The following is a 1,581-nucleotide window of genomic DNA, read 5'->3' as shown; positions in this document are numbered from 1 at the left end:
ATGCTCTATCATCTTTTTCCACTCGATCACGTGTAAATATTTGAACATCAATAACAACACCCGATTTAGAGGCGCCAACACGTAATGATGAATCTTTAACATTGTTAGCTTTTTCGCCAAAAATAGCTCTGAGTAATTTCTCCTCAGGAGAAAGCACTGTTTCGCTCTTAGGAGTTACCTTGCCTACTAAAATATCGCCACCTTTAACACGAGCACCCACATAAACAACACCCACTTCATCCAACTTAGCTAGTGCTAACTCACTAACATTTGGAATATCTGCTGTAATCTCTTCAGGACCTAATTTAGTATCACGTGAATAGGCAGTTAACTCTTCAATATGAATTGTTGTATAACGATCTTCTTGTATAACCTTCTCTGAAATTAAAATTGAATCTTCAAAGTTATAGCCGTTCCAAGGCATAAAAGCAATTTTCATATTTTGACCCAGTGCTAACTCGCCCATATCAGTTGATGGACCATCTGCCAAAACATCAGCAGCAGAAATTTTGTCACCTGTTTTAACTAATGGTTTTTGGTTAATACAAGTATTCTGATTGGAGCGTGAATACTTGGTCAAATTGTAAATATCAACACCCAGTTCACTTGCTTTAGTTTTCTTAGAATCTACACGAATAACAATACGTGATGCATCTACCGCCTCAACCACACCAGAATGTTTAGCAGTCACACAAACACGAGAGTCTGTTGCTACAACACGCTCAATACCTGTACCAACCAATGGTTTTTCAGCTTTTAACACAGGAACAGCTTGGCGTTGCATATTTGAGCCCATGAGTGCACGGTTCGCATCATCATGTTCTAAGAAAGGAATGAGCGATGCTGCTACCGATGCAATTTGCTTAGAATCAATATCGATTAACGTAACTTTTGATGAATTTACCAAAACAAACTCATTTTTATGGCGACAAGAAATAAGATCGCTCATTAACTTGCCCTTATCATTCACTATTGCATTTACTTGTGCAATTGTATGTGTGATTTCATCAATGGCTGAAACATAAACCACCTCTTTAGTCACTTTACCATTTTTAACCACTTGATAAGGCGTCTCTAAAAATCCATAACTGTTTGTTTTAGCATAAACAGCCAATGTATTAATCAAGCCAATATTAGGGCCTTCTGGTGTTTCAATTGGACACAAACGACCATAGTGCGAAGGATGCACATCACGTACTTCAAAACCAGCACGCTCACGAGTTAATCCACCAGGACCTAAGGCAGAAATACGACGTTTATGAGTAACGCCTGATAAAGGATTCACTTGATCCATAAATTGAGACAACTGAGAAGAACCAAAAAATTCTCTAACTGCTGCAGATACAGGCTTAGAATTAATTAAATCTTGTGGCGTTAATTCGTCTGTTTCAGCTAAATTTAAACCTTCTCTAACTACTTTTTCAACCCTAACAAGGCCAACTCTAAACTGATTCTCAATCATCTCACCAATTGCTCTTACGCGTCTATTAGCTAGCGTATCAACATCATCAACAGAATCATTACCATCTTTAATATTAATGAGTAACTTAATAACACTGATAATATCATCATTGGTTAATA

General features: G+C 37.3%; 1 protein-coding gene. It reads right to left on the bottom strand.

Features of this window, described 5'->3' with window-relative positions; genetic code table 11:
• A partial coding sequence (gene rpoB / locus BOW51_RS10665; protein ID WP_078477689.1) for a DNA-directed RNA polymerase subunit beta occupies window positions 1-1,581 on the bottom strand: 1,581 nt, incomplete at both ends.

Origin of the sequence: Solemya elarraichensis gill symbiont (assembly GCF_002021095.1) — a bacterium.
In the GTDB taxonomy this organism is placed as follows: domain Bacteria; phylum Pseudomonadota; class Gammaproteobacteria; order Chromatiales; family Chromatiaceae.
Note: the sequence above shows the minus strand (reverse complement) of the source record. Positions and strands in the feature narration are given on the sequence as shown.